Raw genomic sequence first — 18,353 nt, 5'->3', positions numbered from 1 at the left:
TTATTATCCATTACCAAATATTAAAACCGACCGAAGAACTGAACAAATTTGATGATTATTGGTCTCCAAAACACATTGGCGACATGAATGATTATCAATTTAAACTTGTGAAGATGCTTGGGGAATATGAATGGCATGCTCATGAAGAAACAGATAAAGTTTTTTTCGTGCTTGAAGGAGAAATGATCATTGATCTGCGTGATGGTCATCAAGTTAGAATCGCTAAAGGCGAAATGTTTATAGTTTCGAAGGAACTTGAAATCAAACCTTCTGCCGAAAACGAATGTCATATCATGCTGATGGAACCTAAGGAGCAATAATTCCTGAAGGGGGCCGTCTCAAATCCCATACCAAACCTAAGCCTTTTGATTAAGAAAAACAAGCCGATCCATTCAAAAGGGACAAAGTAAGATCAACCTTTACTTTGTCCCTTTTTTCATTACGGTTATTAAACATTTAAGCAGATTATGGACCATCCCCTATTAAGCTTCTGGAATCCGCAATGCCTCAATCAGAATAAACAGGGTAAGCGCTTGCCCATAACCCATCGGACTGATCGGTATTTCTTTATAAAACTGGGCATCGTTGCCCACAGGCGTTCCATAAGATACCTGCTGTACTACTCCGTTATGATCAATGTGTCGCAGCACCGCTTCAAGTGCCTTTATACCGATATTCCGATAGGACTCGTCCAGGTAGCCATACCGAATCCCTTTAAGAATACCGTATCCAAACGCTGCCGTTGCGGAGGTTTCTTTATACGAGTCTGGATCATCCAGAACCGTATGCCACATCCCGTCCTCATGCTGCAGCTTGCCAAGCGCTCTAACCTGCGCAGTCGCTGTATCCAGCAGATAAGCCTTTAGCCCATCCTCAATCGGAATGATATTCAGGAAATCCATCACTCCAGCCGTATACCATGCATTGCCTCTTCCCCAATGAACAGCTCCATAGTTATGATTTTCATTGAAATCCCAGCCATGATAGAACAAACCGGTTTGTTTATTATAGAGATATTTAATATGCACAAGGAATTGCCGCTTGGCTTCTTCCACATAGGCTGGTTTCTTAAAGTGCACTCCTGCTTTGCCCAAAAACAACACGGTCATAAATAGAGTATCTATCAGAATTTGGCCATCATTCGCATCGCCCGTGATCATATGCTGAAATGCACCATCTCCGGTTCGCAGCAGTTCCTCCATAATCCAGCTGCTCCACTCTTCACAAACACGTTCATATTTCTCGTTCCCGGTCAGCTCGCATAGCGAAATCAACGTAAGCAGCGGTGCACACGTATTCACATTTTTCTCCGGTAATCCTTCCGTTAATCTTGCATCGTACCAGGATTCAAGAAAACGAAGCACCTCTGCATCCTTTGTTGCTTCATAGAGCTGAAGGAGACCATAAAGTCCAACCCCTTGCGGCCATTCCCACAAATGGATATCGATTAGTCCAATCGGAAACTGTTCATTGATGCTTGTATTTTTCATCGATTTCATCGCATCGGATACCTTGTTTATGTTCTCCAGAAGTACGACTTGATTCGGCATTATGGCTGTCACTCCCTAGATTTATTACACACGATTCAACGCTTTATATCCTGCAGCACCAGCTGTCCCTTTACACCATAGCCTGCATGGATGACTTCCTCCCCTTGAACAAGAAAAGGTTTGTTCATTCCCCATTGAATGGAACCGTATACAGGGTCGATCAGACTGAGCGTAAGAGAAGCGCTGTCGAATTGCGGGCTGGCGGAGCAAACCTGGTTAATAAAGTTGCTAAATGATCCGAATTGCAGTTCGCTTCCTGCCCTGATGATCCAGGCATTACGCAATCCTGGGGAAATAAGCTCACGCTCTCTTGTCACTCCGTTCTTCTCCATGCTCATTCCATTCGCTGCATATAGTGCCACATACCCTTTATCCAGACGGGCAAAATACCAGTTCTCATGCTTTGCCCACTCTGTAAAGAAACTTGTAGGAAAATAAGCATGTGTCCAATCGGAAGTATGGGTTGCTGGAATATCAAACATCATCAAAGCTATAGCTTCATGCTGAACGACGTCGGGCAAAATCGCGTTACCAGCCCAGAAGCAAGGGCGGCCATCTCCATGCTTGTATATTTCTGCGGGATGATTCACCCATACCTGCGCTTCAGGTGACAAGGAGAGATGATTGACATGCTCCTGATAACCTTGCTTGCCTGGTCTAAAGCGTATGATAGATGAAAGTGCGTACTCCGCTGTTCGATAATGATAGAGTTTGGCATATCCTCCCTTGCCCTGCTGATTGGTAAACGTTAGCTGCTGATTTTCCTCAAGCAAGAGATGTTCCTGGTATTCCGCAGGAGGCATGTAATCGCATAAACTCAAGGCTACATTGCTGATTGAATAATTATTTACGTGACCGACACCATAACCGATCCAGCACATGGACGTTGTTCCCGCCGCATAACTACCCAGCAATTCCTTCTCATAGCTACGGCCAAACGTCGTAGACATAACCCCTCGGTGCATTTGTACCGTAATATAATAAAATAACAAATCCATTGCTTTTTTCGCTTGCTCTCTAAGCTGTTCATTCTGAGCAAACTCATAGATATGCAAGAGTCCAACGGCATCAATGGGAATGTATGCACTGGAATTCCATTCTGCCAATCCTTCGTCCATAAAGCGCTCAAACCATAAGGCAAGTCTCTCCTCTGCTTTCAGACGATGCACTTCACCTGTTTCCCCACTATTCGTGAACATTTCTTCCCCAAACAGTTGTCCAGCTAAAAGCTCATTGGTGTGGAACAACAAGGCATGATTCTCACTGAAAAACCACATCACATCGTCACCAGGCTCATCAATCCAGTAACGATAGTTCAGAATACTTGCTTTTACCCGATCCCAGAACGCTTCACTGAACAAACCGCTATTTCGTTCATCTCTCCACAGACGGAACAGTCCAACCAGATAAAAATCGCTGCAATCCTTCCGCTGTTCAATGCCTTCGATGCCTTCCAGTAGCATGTTCTCCGCCTCTTGCACATTACCATTGGTTTTGAGCATAGCGATCGCTGTGTGAATGTTAGAGCTTCCCTTCTCGGCGATACATTGCAGAGCCAAAGATTTCCGTGCTTCAATATCCTTAGCTTGCTGAGCAGCCTCATCATAACGGGTATCGTAGGATTGACAGCCAAACTTCTTGGTCAACAATACGTTTGAAACCGAGATCGTCAGCGTGAAATATACGTAGTGGTGGCCGAGTTCATTGGTATGTCCCAGAATCAGATCCGTTTCTTTCTCAGCGATGTGAATCGTTTTGTTTTCGGTGCCATCAAAGAAGTTGCCATACTCGACATGCATCTCTCTAACCATATCTGGCAAGGGAAGTGGAAGACGAAGCTTAATCTCTTCACCTCTAAAAATATCTGAAGCGAAATAGGCTTGTTCCAGTGCTCGCTCAGCGGATTGCACAGGCTCTACCAAATGGGAAGCAATAGGCAGTGAAATATGTAACTGCTCGTTCCCAAGGTATTCTACTGCAAATGCATACATCGTATCTCGTTCAGCCAGATCCTCCCAGCAGGCATAAATCTCATTGATTCCGGCGAGCAGCTCGGCTTGAATAACGACTTCCTGCTCCTTGTTGCGAACGAGCGGCGCAAAATCCGTCACCTGTTCTCCATTGATCCACAGTGTCAAGCTTCCATACGTTTTGATTCGGAATGAGGCCGTATGAGCGACCGGAGATACGAGGCGTGTCGCCGCATAACTGCGAAGATGGGTAGGTACAAACCAAAAACCTGATCTCTCTACTCGTGGATTGCCCCAGGGAGAATAAATCTCCCAGGGCATCCCATCCTGTTCCCCCTCAAAATGATCCCCGGGACTTGGGAACTCACTTAATTGTTCAAAAAATCGGGGTACAGATTGTGATCTTCTATTTTCAACAAATTCCTGTCTGCACGGGTTCTCATGAATGGCAAAGCCATCAATAAGCCAATCATTAATATCGCCTTCCATCGTTGTTGGAACAAAAGCTACAGGCTGCATATATATGCCACTGATTAACCAATGATTGATAACCTGATTACCGCCCAATTTCATGGGCTTGTAATCCAAAGTTTGCATCCCGCTACGGGTGGGTTCTAACATCTAGCTCATCCTTTCATGCCTGAAGTAATCATACCGCTGACAAAATAACGCTGGAAAACCATAAATACAATCAGTACCGGAAGCATCGTGATGACGGACATCGCAAGCAGGCTTCCCCAATCGACGTTGTATTCCCCAATAAAATTAGAGAGCGCCAGCTGGATCGTATATTTGGATGGATCACTAATTGCGATTAACGGCCATACAAAGTCATCCCATCTCCACATAAAAGAAAAGATTGCAAGCACAGCGAGGATCGGCTTTGCTATGGGAAGAATAATGCTCCAGTAAATTTTCCATTCACCTGCTCCATCCATCCGTGCCGCTTCCAGCAGCTCGTCCGGTACGGTCAGCAAGTATTGCCGCATAAGGAACACCCCTGTCGGAGTTGCGGCAGGCGGGATAATGATTGCAAGCAGCGTATTATATAGACCAAGTGCACTTAGGACTTTGAAGATCGGAATCATGATAACCTCAATGGGAATCATAAGAGTCGAGATAAAAGCAATTAATATGATTGAGCTTCCACGGAAACGATACTTTGCAAGTGCAAAACCTGCCATGGAGTTAATCAACAGCAGCAGCAGCGTTGAAGACAGCGTGACAATCGTACTATTCATAAAATACAAGCCAAAATCACCTTTTTTGAATGCCGCCGTGAAATGTTCAAAGGTCACTGGATCTGGCCACAATTTGGGAGGAAAGCTGTACAGATCGCTATTGGTCTTCAGGGCAGAGATCACAACCCACAGCACAGGCAGGAGCCACAACACTGCGGCCACAATCAATATACCGTAGATCATTATTTTGGCCATAGGTTTCATCACCATCAGACAGCCCCTCCTTTCGATAAGCGGAATTGAAGCGCCGAGAAACCGCCAATAAGTATAAACAAAACGACGGACATGGCACTGGCAAGACCTAATTCCTGCCTGTTAAAGCCAATCTCATAAATATATTGAACAATATAAGTGGTTTCTTTGCCCGGGCCCCCGCCTGTAAGCGCAAACATAAGTGGAAAGGCTTTAAACGCGTCAATGAGACAAAGCATGACCACGAGTAAACTTGTCGGCTTCAATAGCGGCAGGGTAATATAACGAAACACTTTGGTACCCGTTGCTCCATCCAAGCGAGCAGCCTCATAATAATCTGTAGGTATAGCCTGCAAGCCCGCGATAAAAATGACCATGAAAAAGCCCGCCCGTGACCATACTGTTGCAATAATTACAGCCGTGTTGGCCCAGAAAGATGAGGTCAGAAAGCCGATCGGCTCGGCACCTGCCATCGTGAGCAAATGATTCAGAATGCCAAACGAATCTCCGAAAATCCACTTCCAGGTCAAACCTACGATGATAAAAGATATCATGGTTGGCCAGTAAAATATCGCCCTGAAGAAGCCGCGCATTCGAATCTCACGAGCAAGCAGCAAAGCAATACCTAATGCTGCTGCATAAATTAGCGGAACAACAATGACGGCATAGATGCCTGTTCGGCCAATGGTTGACCAGAATTCCCCATCTGTCATGATCTTGATATAATTGTCCAGACCGTTGAACTTCATCGGATTCAGTCCATCGTAAACATGGAAAGAATAATACAATCCCAACAAAGAGGGAAAAACGATGAAAATACCAAAGATCAGGAGGTTGGGAAGTATAAACAGATACGGAGCGATGAGAAGCTTCCTGTTCTGTCTTGCCAAGGTTTTTGGATTGGATCGTTGTGTTTCACTCATCTGTGTGCTCCTTCCTTATAAGTACATGGAAAGGGGGCTTAACAGGAATCGGTAAGCCCCCGTTGTTATTACCACGTAACTTTATGTCACGCTTTGCGTGTTATTGACTGGCAATCGCTTCATTAATCTTCTTGGCCATAATGTCCAAAGCTTGTTGCGGTGTTGCTTTGTCGGATAATACGTCCATAATATTGTTTTTCAAGTCCGTTGAAATTTTGGAAATCAGTGTTTGCTTGGACCAGTCACTCGCTGCAAGAGGCGAACTGTTTTTCAGTTCATCGGAGAAAACTTCAAACATCTCCTTGCCAAATTCATAATTCAGCTTGGCACTGTCTTTACGTGGGCTCATGAACAATGACTCCTGATTATATTTCGAATTGACTTCCTTGGACGTTAAATATTCGATGAATTTAGCTGCCTCCTGCTCTTGTCCACTGCCTTTGAAAGCCATAAGGAACTTTCCTCCTGGCACGGAAGAACGCTGCGTACCTTTTGGCATATAAGTAACTCCCCATTCGAAGTCGGTAATATCCTTATAGTTGTTAATCATCCAGTTACCAGCCCAGTGAGTTGCTACCGTACCGGAACGGAACAGGTTGTTCGGGTTCTCTCCACCGAGCCATACCGATTCAGGCATGATTCCCTCTTGATGAAGCTGCTTGAACATCTCCATAGAACGAATTCCAGCTTCACTGTTAATCGCTGCCGCGCTGCCATCCTCCGTCAAGATGCTTCCACCATTCTGGTACAACAGCGTAGACCACCGATGCGGAGTGACATCCCATACCATCCCGTATCGCGCTCCGCCTTTGGCCATCACCTGTTTCAATGCAGCGATATATTCATCCCAGGTCCATACCTCATCTGGAGAAGTTGGCACCTTGACACCGGCTTTATCAAACAAGGTTTTGTTATAAATCAGCCCATTCGCTGTGACATCCATCGGCGCGGCTACCAGTTTGTTGTCCATAACATAATAAGGTTTAAGGGAATCGATAAATTGATCCTCGAATTGTTCCGCATTTCCTACATAAGGGGTAAGATCAACGGCCTGATTCGCAAAAGACCCCGTATCTGTAACCCGGCTCAATGCTGGCGGTTTACCTCCAGATAACATCGTTTTTAATTTGGTCTGGATATCTTTAAAGCCGACTTCGATGAGATTGATTTTAACGTTGCTATTGTTCTGCTCGTAATCTTTAATAATTTGTTTAACAACTTCTCCTTCGTTCCCATCCGAGAACCATAAGAAATCGAGCGTTGACTGTTTACCACTGGCGTTGCTCCCCGTATTATTGCAAGCAGTCAGCATGACAAGCACCGCTATCATTAGAACGCTGATGCTCATTTTAATCCATGTTTTTCTTGTCATATCAACATCTCCTTAAGAGGAATTAATGGTGTTTAACTGCGTTAAGCAATTCGTTTTTACGGAAAAGCTGAGGTGAGACACCTACATATTGTTTAAAAGCCCTACTAAAATATACAGGTGTATTAAAGCCAAGTGTCTCCGATATGGACAAAATAGATTCATCTGTGGAGATCAGCAGCTTTTTGGCCTCTGCTACCCTTTTGCGTATGACATAATTACTAATGGTATATCCCGTAGTCTCCTTGAAGGAATGACAGATATAATATTTATTCAAATGCAACGTTTGGGAGAGTTCATCCAGCGAAACATTCTCCGCATAATTCTGGTTTAAATAATGTAAAACCCGGCTCACACTGGACTGTTTCTGTGAAGAAATCGGAATCGGATCGACGGACTGTTCACTGGTCATTTTCCGATAAATTCGCAGCAGCAATTGAGTAAGTATTAGTTTGACCATCGTTTTACATCCCGTACTTCGGGCATCCATCTCCTCTTTGATCCCTTTAAATGTGCCTGTAATGTATTCACGCTCCTCGGGAGACCAGTGTACCAATAGTCCATTCGGATGACGAAATATGGACATGAGATTATCTAATTGACTAAGCTCGAGCATGTCCATTAGCAGAAGTTCCGTAAAATTAACAAAACTTCGCTTGTATACAATCTCCCTGGAAGGATTAATCCGATGGGGAACTCCGCCTCTAAAAATAAACATATCTCCAGGCTGCGGCTTGTATATTCGGTCACCGATCAAGAAGGTTGCATCCCCTTGAATAAAATAATGAATCTCATAACCGTTATGCGTATGCACAGGCCATTCATCCTGAAAATTATCAGCTTCTGACCGCACATAAACTTCATTCTCCTGCAATGCTATATTCGTCGGGGTGTGTATGGTTAACATCAATGAGGATCTCCCTTCTCAGAATATAAATAGCAATATAGTTCAATAATTTAAAATGATAGCGCTTTACAATGAATTGTATCACAGTTATTTCGATTAAATCTAAACAATATTGCTGTATTGTTGATCACAATTGTTGCAAATGTTTTAAATAATTTCACGCAGCTGCATGCTGGAAATAAAAAAACCGCTGTCCAGCCCTTGGGCTATGACGCGGTAAATACACAAACCTGCAGATAAGTATGCTCATTTTTCATATTCATTTTTCAGAATACTCATCACTATACTGTCCCAATACGTGCCGTTCTTATATATTTTCTTTCGAGAGCGCCCTTCTTCTTGAAATCCACACTTGATATAACACTTGTGAGCCGCCTGATTATACTCATATACTTCAAGTTCCAAGCGGTTTAGATTGAGTTCTTCAAAAGCGAACCTCTGAAGAAGGCGGATGGCTTCGCTGCCATAACCTTTGCCCAAGCATTCTTTTCTTCCAATCACGATCGCTAGCGAAGCAAAGCGGTTTTTCCAATCAATTTTATACAGGTCAACTTGACCTATATATTCCAGTGATGCTGCATCTCCGATAACAAAACTTTTGTTTGCAGACGTCCCCTCAACCATCGTTTTGAAAAAAGATTCTGTCGCATAACTTGAATGAGGATATAAGAAATTGTCTGATAAATTGGCTGTTATACTCGGATCATTGACCCAGTTTTTCATATACTCCAGATCGGCGTCTTGGTATTCTCTGAGCACGATGCGTTCTCCATATAAACGAGACAAATTCGTCACCTCCCGGTGTGTTTCTTGTTCTTATCCTTTTTTAATAACTTGTCAATAATCAGACCTAATCCTGTCCAAAAAAGCAGATGCAATCCATAAATTAACGGTTGAAACAAATAAGTGGTCTCCGGGTTGGTATTGATACCTGTCAACCACTTGTTCAAAAAAGGATTGAACGGATTCGTCAAATAAATCAAAATATTTTTATCATCATTTCCAGATAGATTGTTGAAACAGACTAATAACGAGAAAAGCACAAACCAGAAGGTCAGCTTTTTGAAAATGTTCAACTTCTTGTACCTCCTCTCTAGAAAACGATTCGAGCGGGTCAATCAGACCTGGAGATGTTATTGAGCTGTTCAATATATTCTCTTTTTTGAAAATGGAGAGGGGGAAAATTGGAATAATCCCAGTATCCTCCCGGGGAATCTTCCGCTCGATGGGGTTGTTCAAAATGACTCCACATGATGGAGTCACCTGTTTCTGTGATTTTCACCAACAGCGGCCAGCAATCTGGCAGTCCGCAGTTACAGCCCAGAACTAAGGTTTTTCCTTCATAATTAAAGATATCATCCTCCTGCAGCCTGCCTGTAAAGTGCGCTTCAATATGATCCACCAAATCGATATTAAGCCCTTCATACAAACCAGCAATTTCGGACTCGAATTGGGCTTCGTAACGCTTCATGCGCTCGATCAAAGATTCATCATTAACATAAATACTAATAACGGAAGCCTTTTGCTCTTCTGAATATTCAACTTTAAATTGTATTGAATCCATAATCCTGTCTCCTATTTGAATAAACTGTTGTACCCAAGCAGATATCGTCCATCAATTGCACTGCAAAGCTCGAACAACCTCACCATCGATAAGTTCTTCACTTATCCGGTGAAAACCGAGAGATTCATACAAACTACTTGCCGCCCGATTCTCAGGTCTATGTCCTATCAGAATACGTTCACAGTTCAGCGTTGTTTGCATCCATTGAGCTAAAGCCAGCAATGCTTCTTTTCCATACCCTCTGCCTTGAAACTTACTGTCAATCATTAGAGCAGGAAGCCAATAGTCACCCATATCATGAGCTTGATCGGAATACACTGCAAAACCAACCAGATTCGTACCGTTGTAGATCGCCATGGGATGAAAATCTGTAACAAATCTGGATTCAGCCAACCAATAAACGACGGGTGCAGGGAACGTTTTTTTCTGTTCTTCAGTTACCTCTAATTGAGTACATGCAAACCAATCATCCACCGAAACTGGTTTTACCTGAACAGTCATTTGATATTCCTCCTAATCGTTTCCTTTGTTTACACCAAAGTTAGTTTGCAGCGTCCATTCCAATCTTCGCAGCCATTCCTTCTGTACATCTGGATGAGCATGTTTAATTCGGTTCATAATCTGTATTACCTTCGATACGGAATATGTCCGAATCACCTCACCTGTTATTTCAATATTTGTACGTTCTGTATATGCATTGAGGAAAACTTCTGAGAGTTCCTTCGCCATATGAGGATAATGAAGATATACAAACCACACTACCCATGCGACATCCAACAGAGGATTGCCCCATCCTGCCCACTCCCAGTCCAAGATGAACATCGAATTCTCAGATAACATTACATTATGCGGTCCATAATCGCCATGAATCAACGTATGCTCTCCATGCTCCAGAGTGGTCAATACCTCTTTTACTGTACTGAGCATCTCAGACGGGACAAACTCCAGTTCGTGCACATGAATAGCTGACTCTTCTAACACTGGCAGTTCTGCTTCACCATGATTTCGTTTGATGGAGTGCACCTCTGTGGCAAGATATACCCCAAGCTGCTCATATATTGTCTTGGCTTGATCCAGGCCACCTTGATCGATAAGCGCCTGCACGTTTACTCCCGGAACGTAGTCCATCGTAACAAACAACCATTCATCTTTTTCAAAGGAATCATACACTCGCGGAGTCAATTTAGAATGAGTTAACAGTTTAAGTGCACTTATTTCTGTTTTTGCATCTGTATTATTCACATGATAGATTTTGGCAATGATCAATGGATCAGTTCCCTCAAGTAGAAGGGTCTTATTGGTATAGCCCCCTGTTAATTCAACAATTTTCACATTCGGATACCTACTGAACAAAATATCGTGCATCATCACATACATTCCTACTTTCTTACTGCCCTCTACTAATTCTCATTCTTGTCATGCTTAAGTTGCTCCAGGACTTCAGATAACATTGGGCTATATTGAACCAATTCAGACATTTCAAAAGTCGCGCAGGCCGCTAACGTTTCGCGAACAGCCTCAATCCCTTCTGACTCCCAAACCGAACAAAGATACTTGGAAAAAGCATACCCGTTCAAGGTATATCCGCTATCCACCAGCCCCCTGAACAACTCCACACTTTCCTCATGCTTCTTAATATCCGTCAAAATACATGCCAGATTATTCATCGCAATGTGAATATCTCTCTGTGAGCTTCTGGATGCATTTAGCCACTGCCAGCTGCCGATCACTTCCTCTTTTTTCACCCGGTCTAGCGAAGACCAGTCAATCTGGTCTATAAAAAGCAACGTTTCATGCAGTAGCGAATCTACTCCTTTGTTGTCTCTGGAGTGATACAGATAAGCCAGACGCTGTTTGTTATATGTAATCCGGGCAAAAAGAAGATTGCACCACTGATCATCTTCCTCAATGAGCTGTTCCATGTTCTCCAGTGCTTGGGCCATCTCGCTGTACCTCTCTAATGCCCAGAACGTGCCGCATAATGCCCGATGGCTCTCGAAACGAGCGCCGCGATTGGAATCCAGCTTCGGTGCATGATCGCAAGCATACTGGTACCAATCGATCCAATGATTAAAGTCGTTTCCTAGAGAAAGTGACAACGCTTGTGTCGAGTCCGTAACGATCCAGTGTAACTGCTCCGGCGCGAGGTTTTCTTTTCCCCATTCGAAGAATGCCAGATGATTGGCATACAGCGGTTTCGGCTCTCTTAACAAGGCATAGCCATCTGAAACATTCCAGTACACCCAGCCGCGTTCATTGACAGACAGCCTGTTAGAATGTTCATATTTTTTTAGCAAATCAATCATGCCCTGGTGATCTCCTTGAACTACAGTTTCCTGAAAAGCTTGAGTGATATTCATTCCCATCCTCCGTCTCTTAGAAAGCTTACCGTCTCATGAACAGTATTCGTACAAATAATCGTTGTTTCAAACCTATAGAATTCTTAGAGCGGCTTCGTGCCGCAAGCTGTAATAAAATTCATCATGGCATAGGCTTCCGGTGAGTGATTTATCGCTCCAGAAGCTCGCTGCAGCTGAGCGAATTCATCCGAACGGATCACACCTTTTTCTACAAAATGTACAAAACGCTGCAGGTTAAACTGCTGCTTGAAACCTTCGATGCCCAGTACGTCACTGTGCTGCAGAACGGAATCAATGTCAATATTAATGTATCCGCTCTCAGAAAGGAGTCGCGGCAAACTTCTGCCAATTAACCGATTACCGCCGTGTTGTGCAACAACCTTCGCAATTTTCATCAATACGGTGTGCATTGCAGGAACGTCCGGATTGACTGCCCCAAAAACACCATCATCCACATCTATAATGGCAAGGCGGCCGCCGGGCTTGAGCACACGATAAATCTCCTGCGCAGCTTCGACAGGATTGTTCAGATGAAGAAAGATCAGTCTTGCCACGACAAAATCAAACGATTCATCCGGCAGATCGATCTGATAAATGGAGGATTCTACAAATTTCAATCGCTCGGAAGAAACGTCTTTCAGCCGTTCTTTGGCTTGCGCCTGTAACGTATGATCAATCTCAAGCGAGGTGATCTCGCTGTCCGGCAGATTGTTCAGCAACTGCTCTGTGATGTAACCAGGACCGCTTCCGACCTCCAATACACGCATCCCGTTTTTCAAACCATACCACTCCAGATTGCGGAACTCCTTGGGCCACCCCATGATGGCCTGAACCTTTAACCGCTCCAACTCCTCTTGAAAACTTAACACCGCCGTTTGAATATTGTATGTTGAACGCAGATCACTCATAGGTTCTTCCTCCCTAGAAACAGAGCAACCTTGTGCTGTTTATCTATAGTTCCTCCTGCACCATCAATGGAATGTTTGATTCGCTCCAGAAGTGAACGCCGAACATCCCCAGCCAGCTGTTGATGCTTTGAATTGGTATTTAATAACGCGACATATTCTTCGCTGGAGCAAGTCTGTATCCAGTTATACTCCTTAACCTCAATGTCCGTGAACAAGCCGGATTGTTCTGTAATTTCTTTACGCTCCTGAATTACTTCATCTGGCGAAGGATAGTGAGAATCATCCAGATGAGGGGCTAAAGCGGTGTAGTGGGAACGAATCTCATTATGCAGTGGGTCAAAAGTCGGAACATGAATCGTCCAAAAAAGGCCGATACCACCTTGATCCTCGAGCAGTTCCCAAGCGCGGCGATAACCGATCTCCGGTTTGATGAAATGAAAGGCTGTTCCTGACACAATTAAGGAGTAACGCTTTCCTTCCTCATCCCAGTCCTCAAAGGAAGTATTAATCACTCGAATCGAGGGATAGGACTTGAATTTATCTGCGGTGAACTGTGCCAGGTTACTCCCTAGTTCAATACACGTAATGTTTGTGTAGCCCTTACTTACCAAACCTCCGGTAGCCTGCCCTGTTCCACATCCAATCTCCAGAATGGAATCTTCTTGATCGATCTGTACATATGTAAAAATATCTTCAAACATTTCGCTCGGATAGACGGGTCTATATTGTTCATATTCATTAACCACAAGATTAAACGTTTCCTTGTTTTCCATTTAAATCAGCCTCCGCTTTCTATTGTAATTCTTCCATAGTACGTTGACTAAACTTACCATATTTTATTATTCTTGATAACAAGAAGTTAAACCTCTCAATAATAGAATAATGCTAGTTTTGTTTGTATTTTATATCCTGAAGGATAGGGGTGTTTCTGTGAAAAGTATATTTATTACGATAAATGCTGATGAGATTACAGAGCGGATGAATCATCTTAGTGAAATATCTGTCCCTAAATGGGGAACGATGCAGGTCTCCCAAATGCTGGCTCACTGTTCAGCCTTTCATGATATTCCATTAGGTAATGCTTTTCCGCCTAGAGGATTACTTGGAAGACTTATTGGACCGTTTGCGAAACCAATGTTTTATAATGAAAAGCCCCTGCCTCATAACATGTCAACGATTTCGACCATTATTATTAATGACCAGAGAGAGTTTTTGGAAGAGAAAGAAAAGCTCCAGCAGCAGATTGTTGTTTTTCAACAAGGTGATCCTGAAAAATTCTCCCGCCATCCCCATCCCTTCTTCGGAAAATTAACAACCGAGCAATGGGGTAAAGGCATATATAAGCACCTGGATCATCATCTTAAGCAATTTGGAGTTTAGCGCTTATACGTGTTCGGTTATGCACTTTTGTTCCGGTTATGCATTCTGTTGTGTGATTATCTTTCATCGACTGACCAGATTGGAAGGCAATATCAATAGTTTATTGGTTTCTGGATTAAACGCCAAATACAGCGTTCTTCGTTCTCCTTTTTTCACATGCACATAATCTGTTCCCATACCGAATAAACTTCTGCCAGGAATCCACTGCGATCCCATAATTGTTAGATTGCGATACACAACAAAATATTCTTTTGCTTCAATTATACTTCCTTCATCCAGAGCCAGTGGGGTTTTATTCCAGTTTGTACGAATGATTTTCAGGGTGGTGAACACTTGATCATCTGAAATTTGCTGCTTTCCTGTTCCTTCAATTAACACCTCAGCATCAGGCGATGACCGAACAAAATCATAATCCCCCAACGCTTGATCTGTTCGATCTAGAACAATGAGCGGATCTAATACGAAATAAGAAGCGATGATTATGAAAAAAGTATACAAAATCATCATTCTCTTTCTCCTGATTTTCATGAATTCCCTCACTTTTCGGATGATATGATTGGGTTACATTACGTATTGGATTCTACCTTGTCCTGATATGAATTATAGGTTGAGAATCTCTGCTCTTTTTCCCAGTTAATAGAGCCAGTAGTCCATCTGGAACAAGCTTTATGTCCGCTTTTGTTTCATCAAAATCGTGTATGGACTTCCAAACAGCTCTGTAGGACTCTTTGCCTTCTGTACCTTGAAGCTCCGTCTGACTGTACACATGGGTGTTCTTAAATTTTGCTTCATAAATAAAATCAATTTCATGCCCTGTCTCTTCAACGCCAAAAATATTCTCGATTACAGCTACCAGCTGTGAAACTTCTATCTCTTGATTTAACTCTTCTCTAATTTCTCGTGTTAATGTGTGCTCACTGTTTTCTCCAAATTTAACTGTACCGCCAACAGGGCGATAGAACGTGGTTGAAATTCCGGGGAATCGAAACTCTTGCACAAGCACCTCATCATCATTACGTGTGAAAATGGCCAACGCCACCGTACGAATATTCATCCTGTTCCTTGTTCTCCTTTCTATTTACTTATAGGTATTAGAAAAGCCCATGACAGAATTTAGCTTAATAACATATTTCTGCATGTATCAAGTTCCATTATATCATGGGCGATATCGAGTTGAACCCTGACTATTTACTTTTTTAATTCTTTTCTTTAACACCACCAGTAAAGGTCACAACAGATTTCCCCGGAATGGTCAGGATAAATGACTGCTCTCCTGTCTCGGCTGTAACCGTCTCTTGAGAAGCTAAATCAAGTTCAGCACTGGTTACGTAAGACTCCATTGTGGTAATTGGACCATTCAAGCCCAGTTCCCGAAGATTCACTTGAATGCACTTATCGTGTTCGCCATGGTTTACGAAAACAGCCGTTAACGTCTGCTCAGCCTCATGAATGTAGGCAGAACCGAGCAGGCCGCTGTCAGCTTCCTCTCCTAATCCGTTGAGTTCGACTCGCTTTGCTCCGGGACGGATGAATCGGCTGTAATTGCCGAGTACCCACAGCATTTTCGAGGGCAGAATGTTCTGCTCGTCTCCAGCTTCCTGATAATCCGTATAGATCAATCCATCCTTATAATCCACCTTGGAGACAGCCGTCCACCACTGCCAGGCTGCAGCATGTGCTTCAACCAGATCAAAATGAATCGTTCTTGCGACATGCAGCGCTGGCTCAATGCCTAAATCACGTCCAGGGCCATAATCCCCCAAAATGCAATATTCCGTAACCCAATACTTGCTGTCTTGATCGTAATGGATGAGGTTGTTGTGTAGCAGCTGCCTGAGCCTCACCAGTCGATCATCTCCCGGATTACTGTAGTCGGACCAGTAGGAATGGGACGCGATTTTGTTGCCAATGGCTTCTTTCATCTGAGGATCGCCAATCAGGTCTTTTATGTACTCCCGGTATTTGCCTGTCCCCAGCTGGTTTGCACCACTGGAATAGGTTCCGCTGCCCGCAAACTGACGATAATATTCATCGTCCAGCAGTGAAGTAATCTCCACACCGTCGGGTGCGCTGATTCGCGTGTGCAGGTCGCTCTGCCGCAGCTGACGATATAACTCAAGAATGACTTGTTTCAGATCATCGTTATTGTAGCGATTGCCCTCCTGCCAAGCCTGGTTCCAGTCCCAGGTTGGCTCGTTGATCGGACTGATGTAATTAAAAGCGAGCCCTTTTTGCTTGAAATGTGCCAATACATCCATAAGATAGGCTGCAAATTTGCCTTCATACCCTGTTCTCAGGTTAGTGGAACCGACTTCAGGATCAGGCTGAGCATGACCATTCCTGGTCATCCATACCGGAGGGCTGTTTACAAAGGCGATAAGTGTCTCTACACCCCGATCATAAGCTGCCTTCAGAAACCATTGCTGACCTGACTGCTTGCTCCAGTCATATTCCCCTTCCTCCGCCATTTTGAAAGCTTCCGCTCGTCTCCACGGGTCAGGAATGCGATTCTGATCCGTTTCTGCCGAGCCTGCACCAATGTTGAAACGCCACGCGGATAATCCGATTCCCTTTTCTCTGGAAAACAAAAGATCAGCTACCCGAGCTTTGTTCTCTTCATTCCAATACCTTCCGAGTGGTTCCATCGACCATGCGTCCGAAGCCCCGAAGTTGTCTATACGCTGATAACGGATTCCTCCGTCGATCGTAATTCTCTTATCCGGTTTCACTTGTGTTTCTCGTCGCGTATTACTTTGCATTTTTCTTCCCCTCTTCCTGACCTAAGCAGCCAACATTCAATGCCAGCAGTACCTTTCAGGAGACCGTCTGTTTAGACAGGTCGCCCCGAATGGCCTGCAATCTTTCCATCATCATGCTCGTGCTTTCCAGCCTCTTCAGCTTCAGTTTCGTATCTCCTGTATCACAGCTCCGGATCAACGTTATCCTACAAGACCGGAACGCTCCACACTCTCTACGAAATGACGCTGAACGAACAGATAAATAATAATAAGTGGCAAAATTGCCATCAGCACACTGGTGTTCATCATCATTGACATGAAAAACGGATCTTGCGTATACGAGGCAGCAGCCTGACCGCCACCCGTCAAATAGGTTGCAATCGTGAACCCGGATGATGACATCATTGACGACATCACCTTAGGTTCGTTCAGATACATATTGGTGAAAAATGAATCATTCCATTGCCATACAAACGAAAACAGCATGACGGTAACCATAGAAGGTATCGCGTTTGGCAGAATAATTCGCCCGAATGTTCTGAAATACCCCGCTCCATCCACATACGCTGCCTCTTCGATTTCACGCGGAATACCTCTGAAAAACTGGCGGAAAATGTACACGTATAAGCCTGTCTTGACCCCCATACCAAGGGCTGCCGAGATCAGAAACGGCCAGTACGTGTTGATCAGATTGGCAGGGCTACCGCGAAACAGCTCAATCAGCCCCATCACATCAAAGTTTTTGAAATTCAGATACAGCGGGATCATAATTGTCTGCGTGGGCACCAGGATGGTAAAGATGACTGCAGCAAACAGCAAACCGCTGCCTTTGAACCTGATTCGTGCAAACCCGTAGCCTGCCAGCACACAGGTTATCGTCTGCAGCAGCATCACCGCTGACGATAGCCACAGGGTATTCATCAGCACGCCAGGGTAATTCATCGCTGTGAAGACCAGCTTGAAGTTCTCTAACGTAAAGGTTCGCGGAATCCAGATCACCGTGGGGTCATACAGATCGGACATGCTTTTGAAGGATATCGATATTTTCAATAAAATGGGATAAAGAATTACAAATGATATGCCAAAAATCAGCACAAACCGGACCAGAATCCATGCCCACTTCTTGATCCCTTCAAACCAGTAGGCCGTGGAACCCAGGCGCTGCAGCCATTCCCTTTTCACAGACGGCTGTCCTGCTGCGGTTTCTGTCTTCATGTCAGGCCTCCCTCTCCGTTTTGGGTAAAAGATGAG

At 44.0% G+C, this 18,353-nt stretch carries 20 protein-coding genes; 2 read left to right on the top strand and 18 right to left on the bottom strand.

The annotated features are described in order from the left end of the window. The first annotated feature begins 5 nt into the window (after nt 1-5). On the top strand, nt 6-320 hold the full coding sequence (locus tag ACQSGY_RS09500; protein ID WP_427051806.1) for a cupin domain-containing protein: 315 nt from the start codon (nt 6-8) through the stop codon (nt 318-320). Nucleotides 321-482: 162 nt separating this feature from the next. On the opposite strand, the gene ACQSGY_RS09495 is transcribed toward ACQSGY_RS09500, so the two are convergent. From ACQSGY_RS09495 to ACQSGY_RS09430, 14 genes are all read right to left on the bottom strand, one after another. Next, entirely contained in the window at nt 483-1,550 is a 1,068-nt protein-coding gene (locus ACQSGY_RS09495; RefSeq protein ID WP_427051664.1) for a glycoside hydrolase family 88/105 protein, read from the bottom strand. Between the two features lie 35 nt (nt 1,551-1,585). Next, nucleotides 1,586-4,141 carry a hypothetical protein gene (locus ACQSGY_RS09490; protein WP_427051663.1) on the bottom strand — a complete coding sequence of 852 codons (2,556 nt, stop codon included), beginning with the start codon at nt 4,139-4,141 and terminating at the stop codon, nt 1,586-1,588. Nucleotides 4,142-4,146: 5 nt separating this feature from the next. Next, complete coding sequence (locus ACQSGY_RS09485) at nt 4,147-4,971, bottom strand: carbohydrate ABC transporter permease (protein WP_145402663.1); 825 nt, start codon at nt 4,969-4,971, stop codon at nt 4,147-4,149. Next, on the bottom strand, nt 4,971-5,876 hold the full coding sequence (locus ACQSGY_RS09480; RefSeq protein ID WP_188593220.1) for a carbohydrate ABC transporter permease: 906 nt from the start codon (nt 5,874-5,876) through the stop codon (nt 4,971-4,973). Before ACQSGY_RS09480 ends, ACQSGY_RS09485 begins: the two co-directional genes overlap by 1 nt. Before the next feature lie 100 nt (nt 5,877-5,976). Next, on the bottom strand, nt 5,977-7,248 hold the full coding sequence (locus ACQSGY_RS09475) for an ABC transporter substrate-binding protein (RefSeq protein WP_427051662.1): 1,272 nt from the start codon (nt 7,246-7,248) through the stop codon (nt 5,977-5,979). 22 nt (nt 7,249-7,270) lie between these two features. Continuing rightward, nucleotides 7,271-8,152, bottom strand: a complete 882-nt coding sequence (locus ACQSGY_RS09470; RefSeq protein WP_216513565.1) for an AraC family transcriptional regulator — start codon at nt 8,150-8,152, stop codon at nt 7,271-7,273. 246 nt (nt 8,153-8,398) lie between these two features. Continuing rightward, a complete protein-coding gene (locus ACQSGY_RS09465) occupies nt 8,399-8,938 on the bottom strand; it encodes a GNAT family N-acetyltransferase (protein ID WP_427051660.1) in 540 nt (179 codons plus the stop codon). Between the two features lie 5 nt (nt 8,939-8,943). Next, the gene (locus ACQSGY_RS09460; protein ID WP_427051659.1) at nt 8,944-9,228 is read right to left on the bottom strand and encodes a hypothetical protein; all 285 of its coding nucleotides are present in this window, start codon (nt 9,226-9,228) and stop codon (nt 8,944-8,946) included. Nucleotides 9,229-9,266: 38 nt separating this feature from the next. Beyond that, nucleotides 9,267-9,716 carry a hypothetical protein gene (locus ACQSGY_RS09455; protein WP_427051658.1) on the bottom strand — a complete coding sequence of 150 codons (450 nt, stop codon included), beginning with the start codon at nt 9,714-9,716 and terminating at the stop codon, nt 9,267-9,269. A gap of 51 nt (nt 9,717-9,767) precedes the next feature. Further along, complete coding sequence (locus tag ACQSGY_RS09450; RefSeq protein ID WP_427051657.1) at nt 9,768-10,217, bottom strand: GNAT family N-acetyltransferase; 450 nt, start codon at nt 10,215-10,217, stop codon at nt 9,768-9,770. 12 nt (nt 10,218-10,229) lie between these two features. Further along, entirely contained in the window at nt 10,230-11,048 is an 819-nt protein-coding gene (locus ACQSGY_RS09445) for a phosphotransferase family protein (protein ID WP_427051656.1), read from the bottom strand. Between the two features lie 68 nt (nt 11,049-11,116). Further along, nucleotides 11,117-12,076 carry a hypothetical protein gene (locus tag ACQSGY_RS09440; protein WP_427051655.1) on the bottom strand — a complete coding sequence of 320 codons (960 nt, stop codon included), beginning with the start codon at nt 12,074-12,076 and terminating at the stop codon, nt 11,117-11,119. An 83-nt stretch (nt 12,077-12,159) separates the two neighbouring features. Further along, the gene (locus tag ACQSGY_RS09435; protein ID WP_427051653.1) at nt 12,160-12,984 is read right to left on the bottom strand and encodes a methyltransferase domain-containing protein; all 825 of its coding nucleotides are present in this window, start codon (nt 12,982-12,984) and stop codon (nt 12,160-12,162) included. Beyond that, entirely contained in the window at nt 12,981-13,757 is a 777-nt protein-coding gene (locus tag ACQSGY_RS09430; protein ID WP_427051651.1) for a class I SAM-dependent methyltransferase, read from the bottom strand. The genes ACQSGY_RS09435 and ACQSGY_RS09430 overlap by 4 nt, the downstream gene beginning before the upstream one ends. A 157-nt stretch (nt 13,758-13,914) precedes the next feature. Between ACQSGY_RS09430 and ACQSGY_RS09425 the strand changes: the two genes are divergently transcribed. Beyond that, nucleotides 13,915-14,364: a DUF1569 domain-containing protein gene (locus ACQSGY_RS09425; protein WP_216513557.1), complete on the top strand. Its 450-nt coding sequence runs from the start codon at nt 13,915-13,917 to the stop codon at nt 14,362-14,364. A 63-nt stretch (nt 14,365-14,427) separates the two neighbouring features. On the opposite strand, the gene ACQSGY_RS09420 is transcribed toward ACQSGY_RS09425, so the two are convergent. The 4 genes from ACQSGY_RS09420 to ACQSGY_RS09405 form a co-directional block, all read right to left on the bottom strand. Continuing rightward, nucleotides 14,428-14,871: a hypothetical protein gene (locus ACQSGY_RS09420; protein WP_427051650.1), complete on the bottom strand. Its 444-nt coding sequence runs from the start codon at nt 14,869-14,871 to the stop codon at nt 14,428-14,430. Nucleotides 14,872-14,944: 73 nt separating this feature from the next. Continuing rightward, nucleotides 14,945-15,418, bottom strand: coding sequence for an NUDIX hydrolase (locus ACQSGY_RS09415; RefSeq protein WP_427051649.1), 474 nt, complete (start codon nt 15,416-15,418; stop codon nt 14,945-14,947). A gap of 142 nt (nt 15,419-15,560) precedes the next feature. Then, a complete protein-coding gene (locus ACQSGY_RS09410) occupies nt 15,561-17,123 on the bottom strand; it encodes a glycoside hydrolase (protein WP_427051648.1) in 1,563 nt (520 codons plus the stop codon). A gap of 180 nt (nt 17,124-17,303) precedes the next feature. Beyond that, a complete protein-coding gene (locus ACQSGY_RS09405; RefSeq protein ID WP_427051646.1) occupies nt 17,304-18,317 on the bottom strand; it encodes a carbohydrate ABC transporter permease in 1,014 nt (337 codons plus the stop codon). Between the last annotated feature and the right edge of the window lie 36 nt (nt 18,318-18,353).

Origin of the sequence: Paenibacillus sp. TC-CSREp1 (assembly GCF_050171015.1) — a bacterium.
GTDB classification, from domain to species: Bacteria; Bacillota; Bacilli; order Paenibacillales; family Paenibacillaceae; genus Paenibacillus; species Paenibacillus silvae.
Note: the sequence above shows the minus strand (reverse complement) of the source record. Positions and strands in the feature narration are given on the sequence as shown.

Bases quoted from the DNA above. Each gene is read 5' to 3' on its own strand.
- ACQSGY_RS09430 (WP_427051651.1), bottom strand. From the start codon at position 13,757: ATGGAAAACAAGGAAACGTTTAATCTTGTGGTTAATGAATATGAACAA.
- ACQSGY_RS09470 (WP_216513565.1), bottom strand. From the start codon at position 8,152: ATGTTAACCATACACACCCCGACGAATATAGCATTGCAGGAGAATGAA.
- ACQSGY_RS09475 (WP_427051662.1), bottom strand. From the start codon at position 7,248: ATGACAAGAAAAACATGGATTAAAATGAGCATCAGCGTTCTAATGATA.
- ACQSGY_RS09415 (WP_427051649.1), bottom strand. From the start codon at position 15,418: ATGAATATTCGTACGGTGGCGTTGGCCATTTTCACACGTAATGATGAT.
- ACQSGY_RS09480 (WP_188593220.1), bottom strand. From the start codon at position 5,876: ATGAGTGAAACACAACGATCCAATCCAAAAACCTTGGCAAGACAGAAC.
- ACQSGY_RS09440 (WP_427051655.1), bottom strand. From the start codon at position 12,076: ATGAATATCACTCAAGCTTTTCAGGAAACTGTAGTTCAAGGAGATCAC.
- ACQSGY_RS09455 (WP_427051658.1), bottom strand. From the start codon at position 9,716: ATGGATTCAATACAATTTAAAGTTGAATATTCAGAAGAGCAAAAGGCT.
- ACQSGY_RS09405 (WP_427051646.1), bottom strand. From the start codon at position 18,317: ATGAAGACAGAAACCGCAGCAGGACAGCCGTCTGTGAAAAGGGAATGG.
- ACQSGY_RS09450 (WP_427051657.1), bottom strand. From the start codon at position 10,217: ATGACTGTTCAGGTAAAACCAGTTTCGGTGGATGATTGGTTTGCATGT.
- ACQSGY_RS09435 (WP_427051653.1), bottom strand. From the start codon at position 12,984: ATGAGTGATCTGCGTTCAACATACAATATTCAAACGGCGGTGTTAAGT.
- ACQSGY_RS09410 (WP_427051648.1), bottom strand. From the start codon at position 17,123: ATGCAAAGTAATACGCGACGAGAAACACAAGTGAAACCGGATAAGAGA.
- ACQSGY_RS09485 (WP_145402663.1), bottom strand. From the start codon at position 4,971: ATGGTGATGAAACCTATGGCCAAAATAATGATCTACGGTATATTGATT.
- ACQSGY_RS09420 (WP_427051650.1), bottom strand. From the start codon at position 14,871: ATGATGATTTTGTATACTTTTTTCATAATCATCGCTTCTTATTTCGTA.
- ACQSGY_RS09495 (WP_427051664.1), bottom strand. From the start codon at position 1,550: ATGCCGAATCAAGTCGTACTTCTGGAGAACATAAACAAGGTATCCGAT.
- ACQSGY_RS09490 (WP_427051663.1), bottom strand. From the start codon at position 4,141: ATGTTAGAACCCACCCGTAGCGGGATGCAAACTTTGGATTACAAGCCC.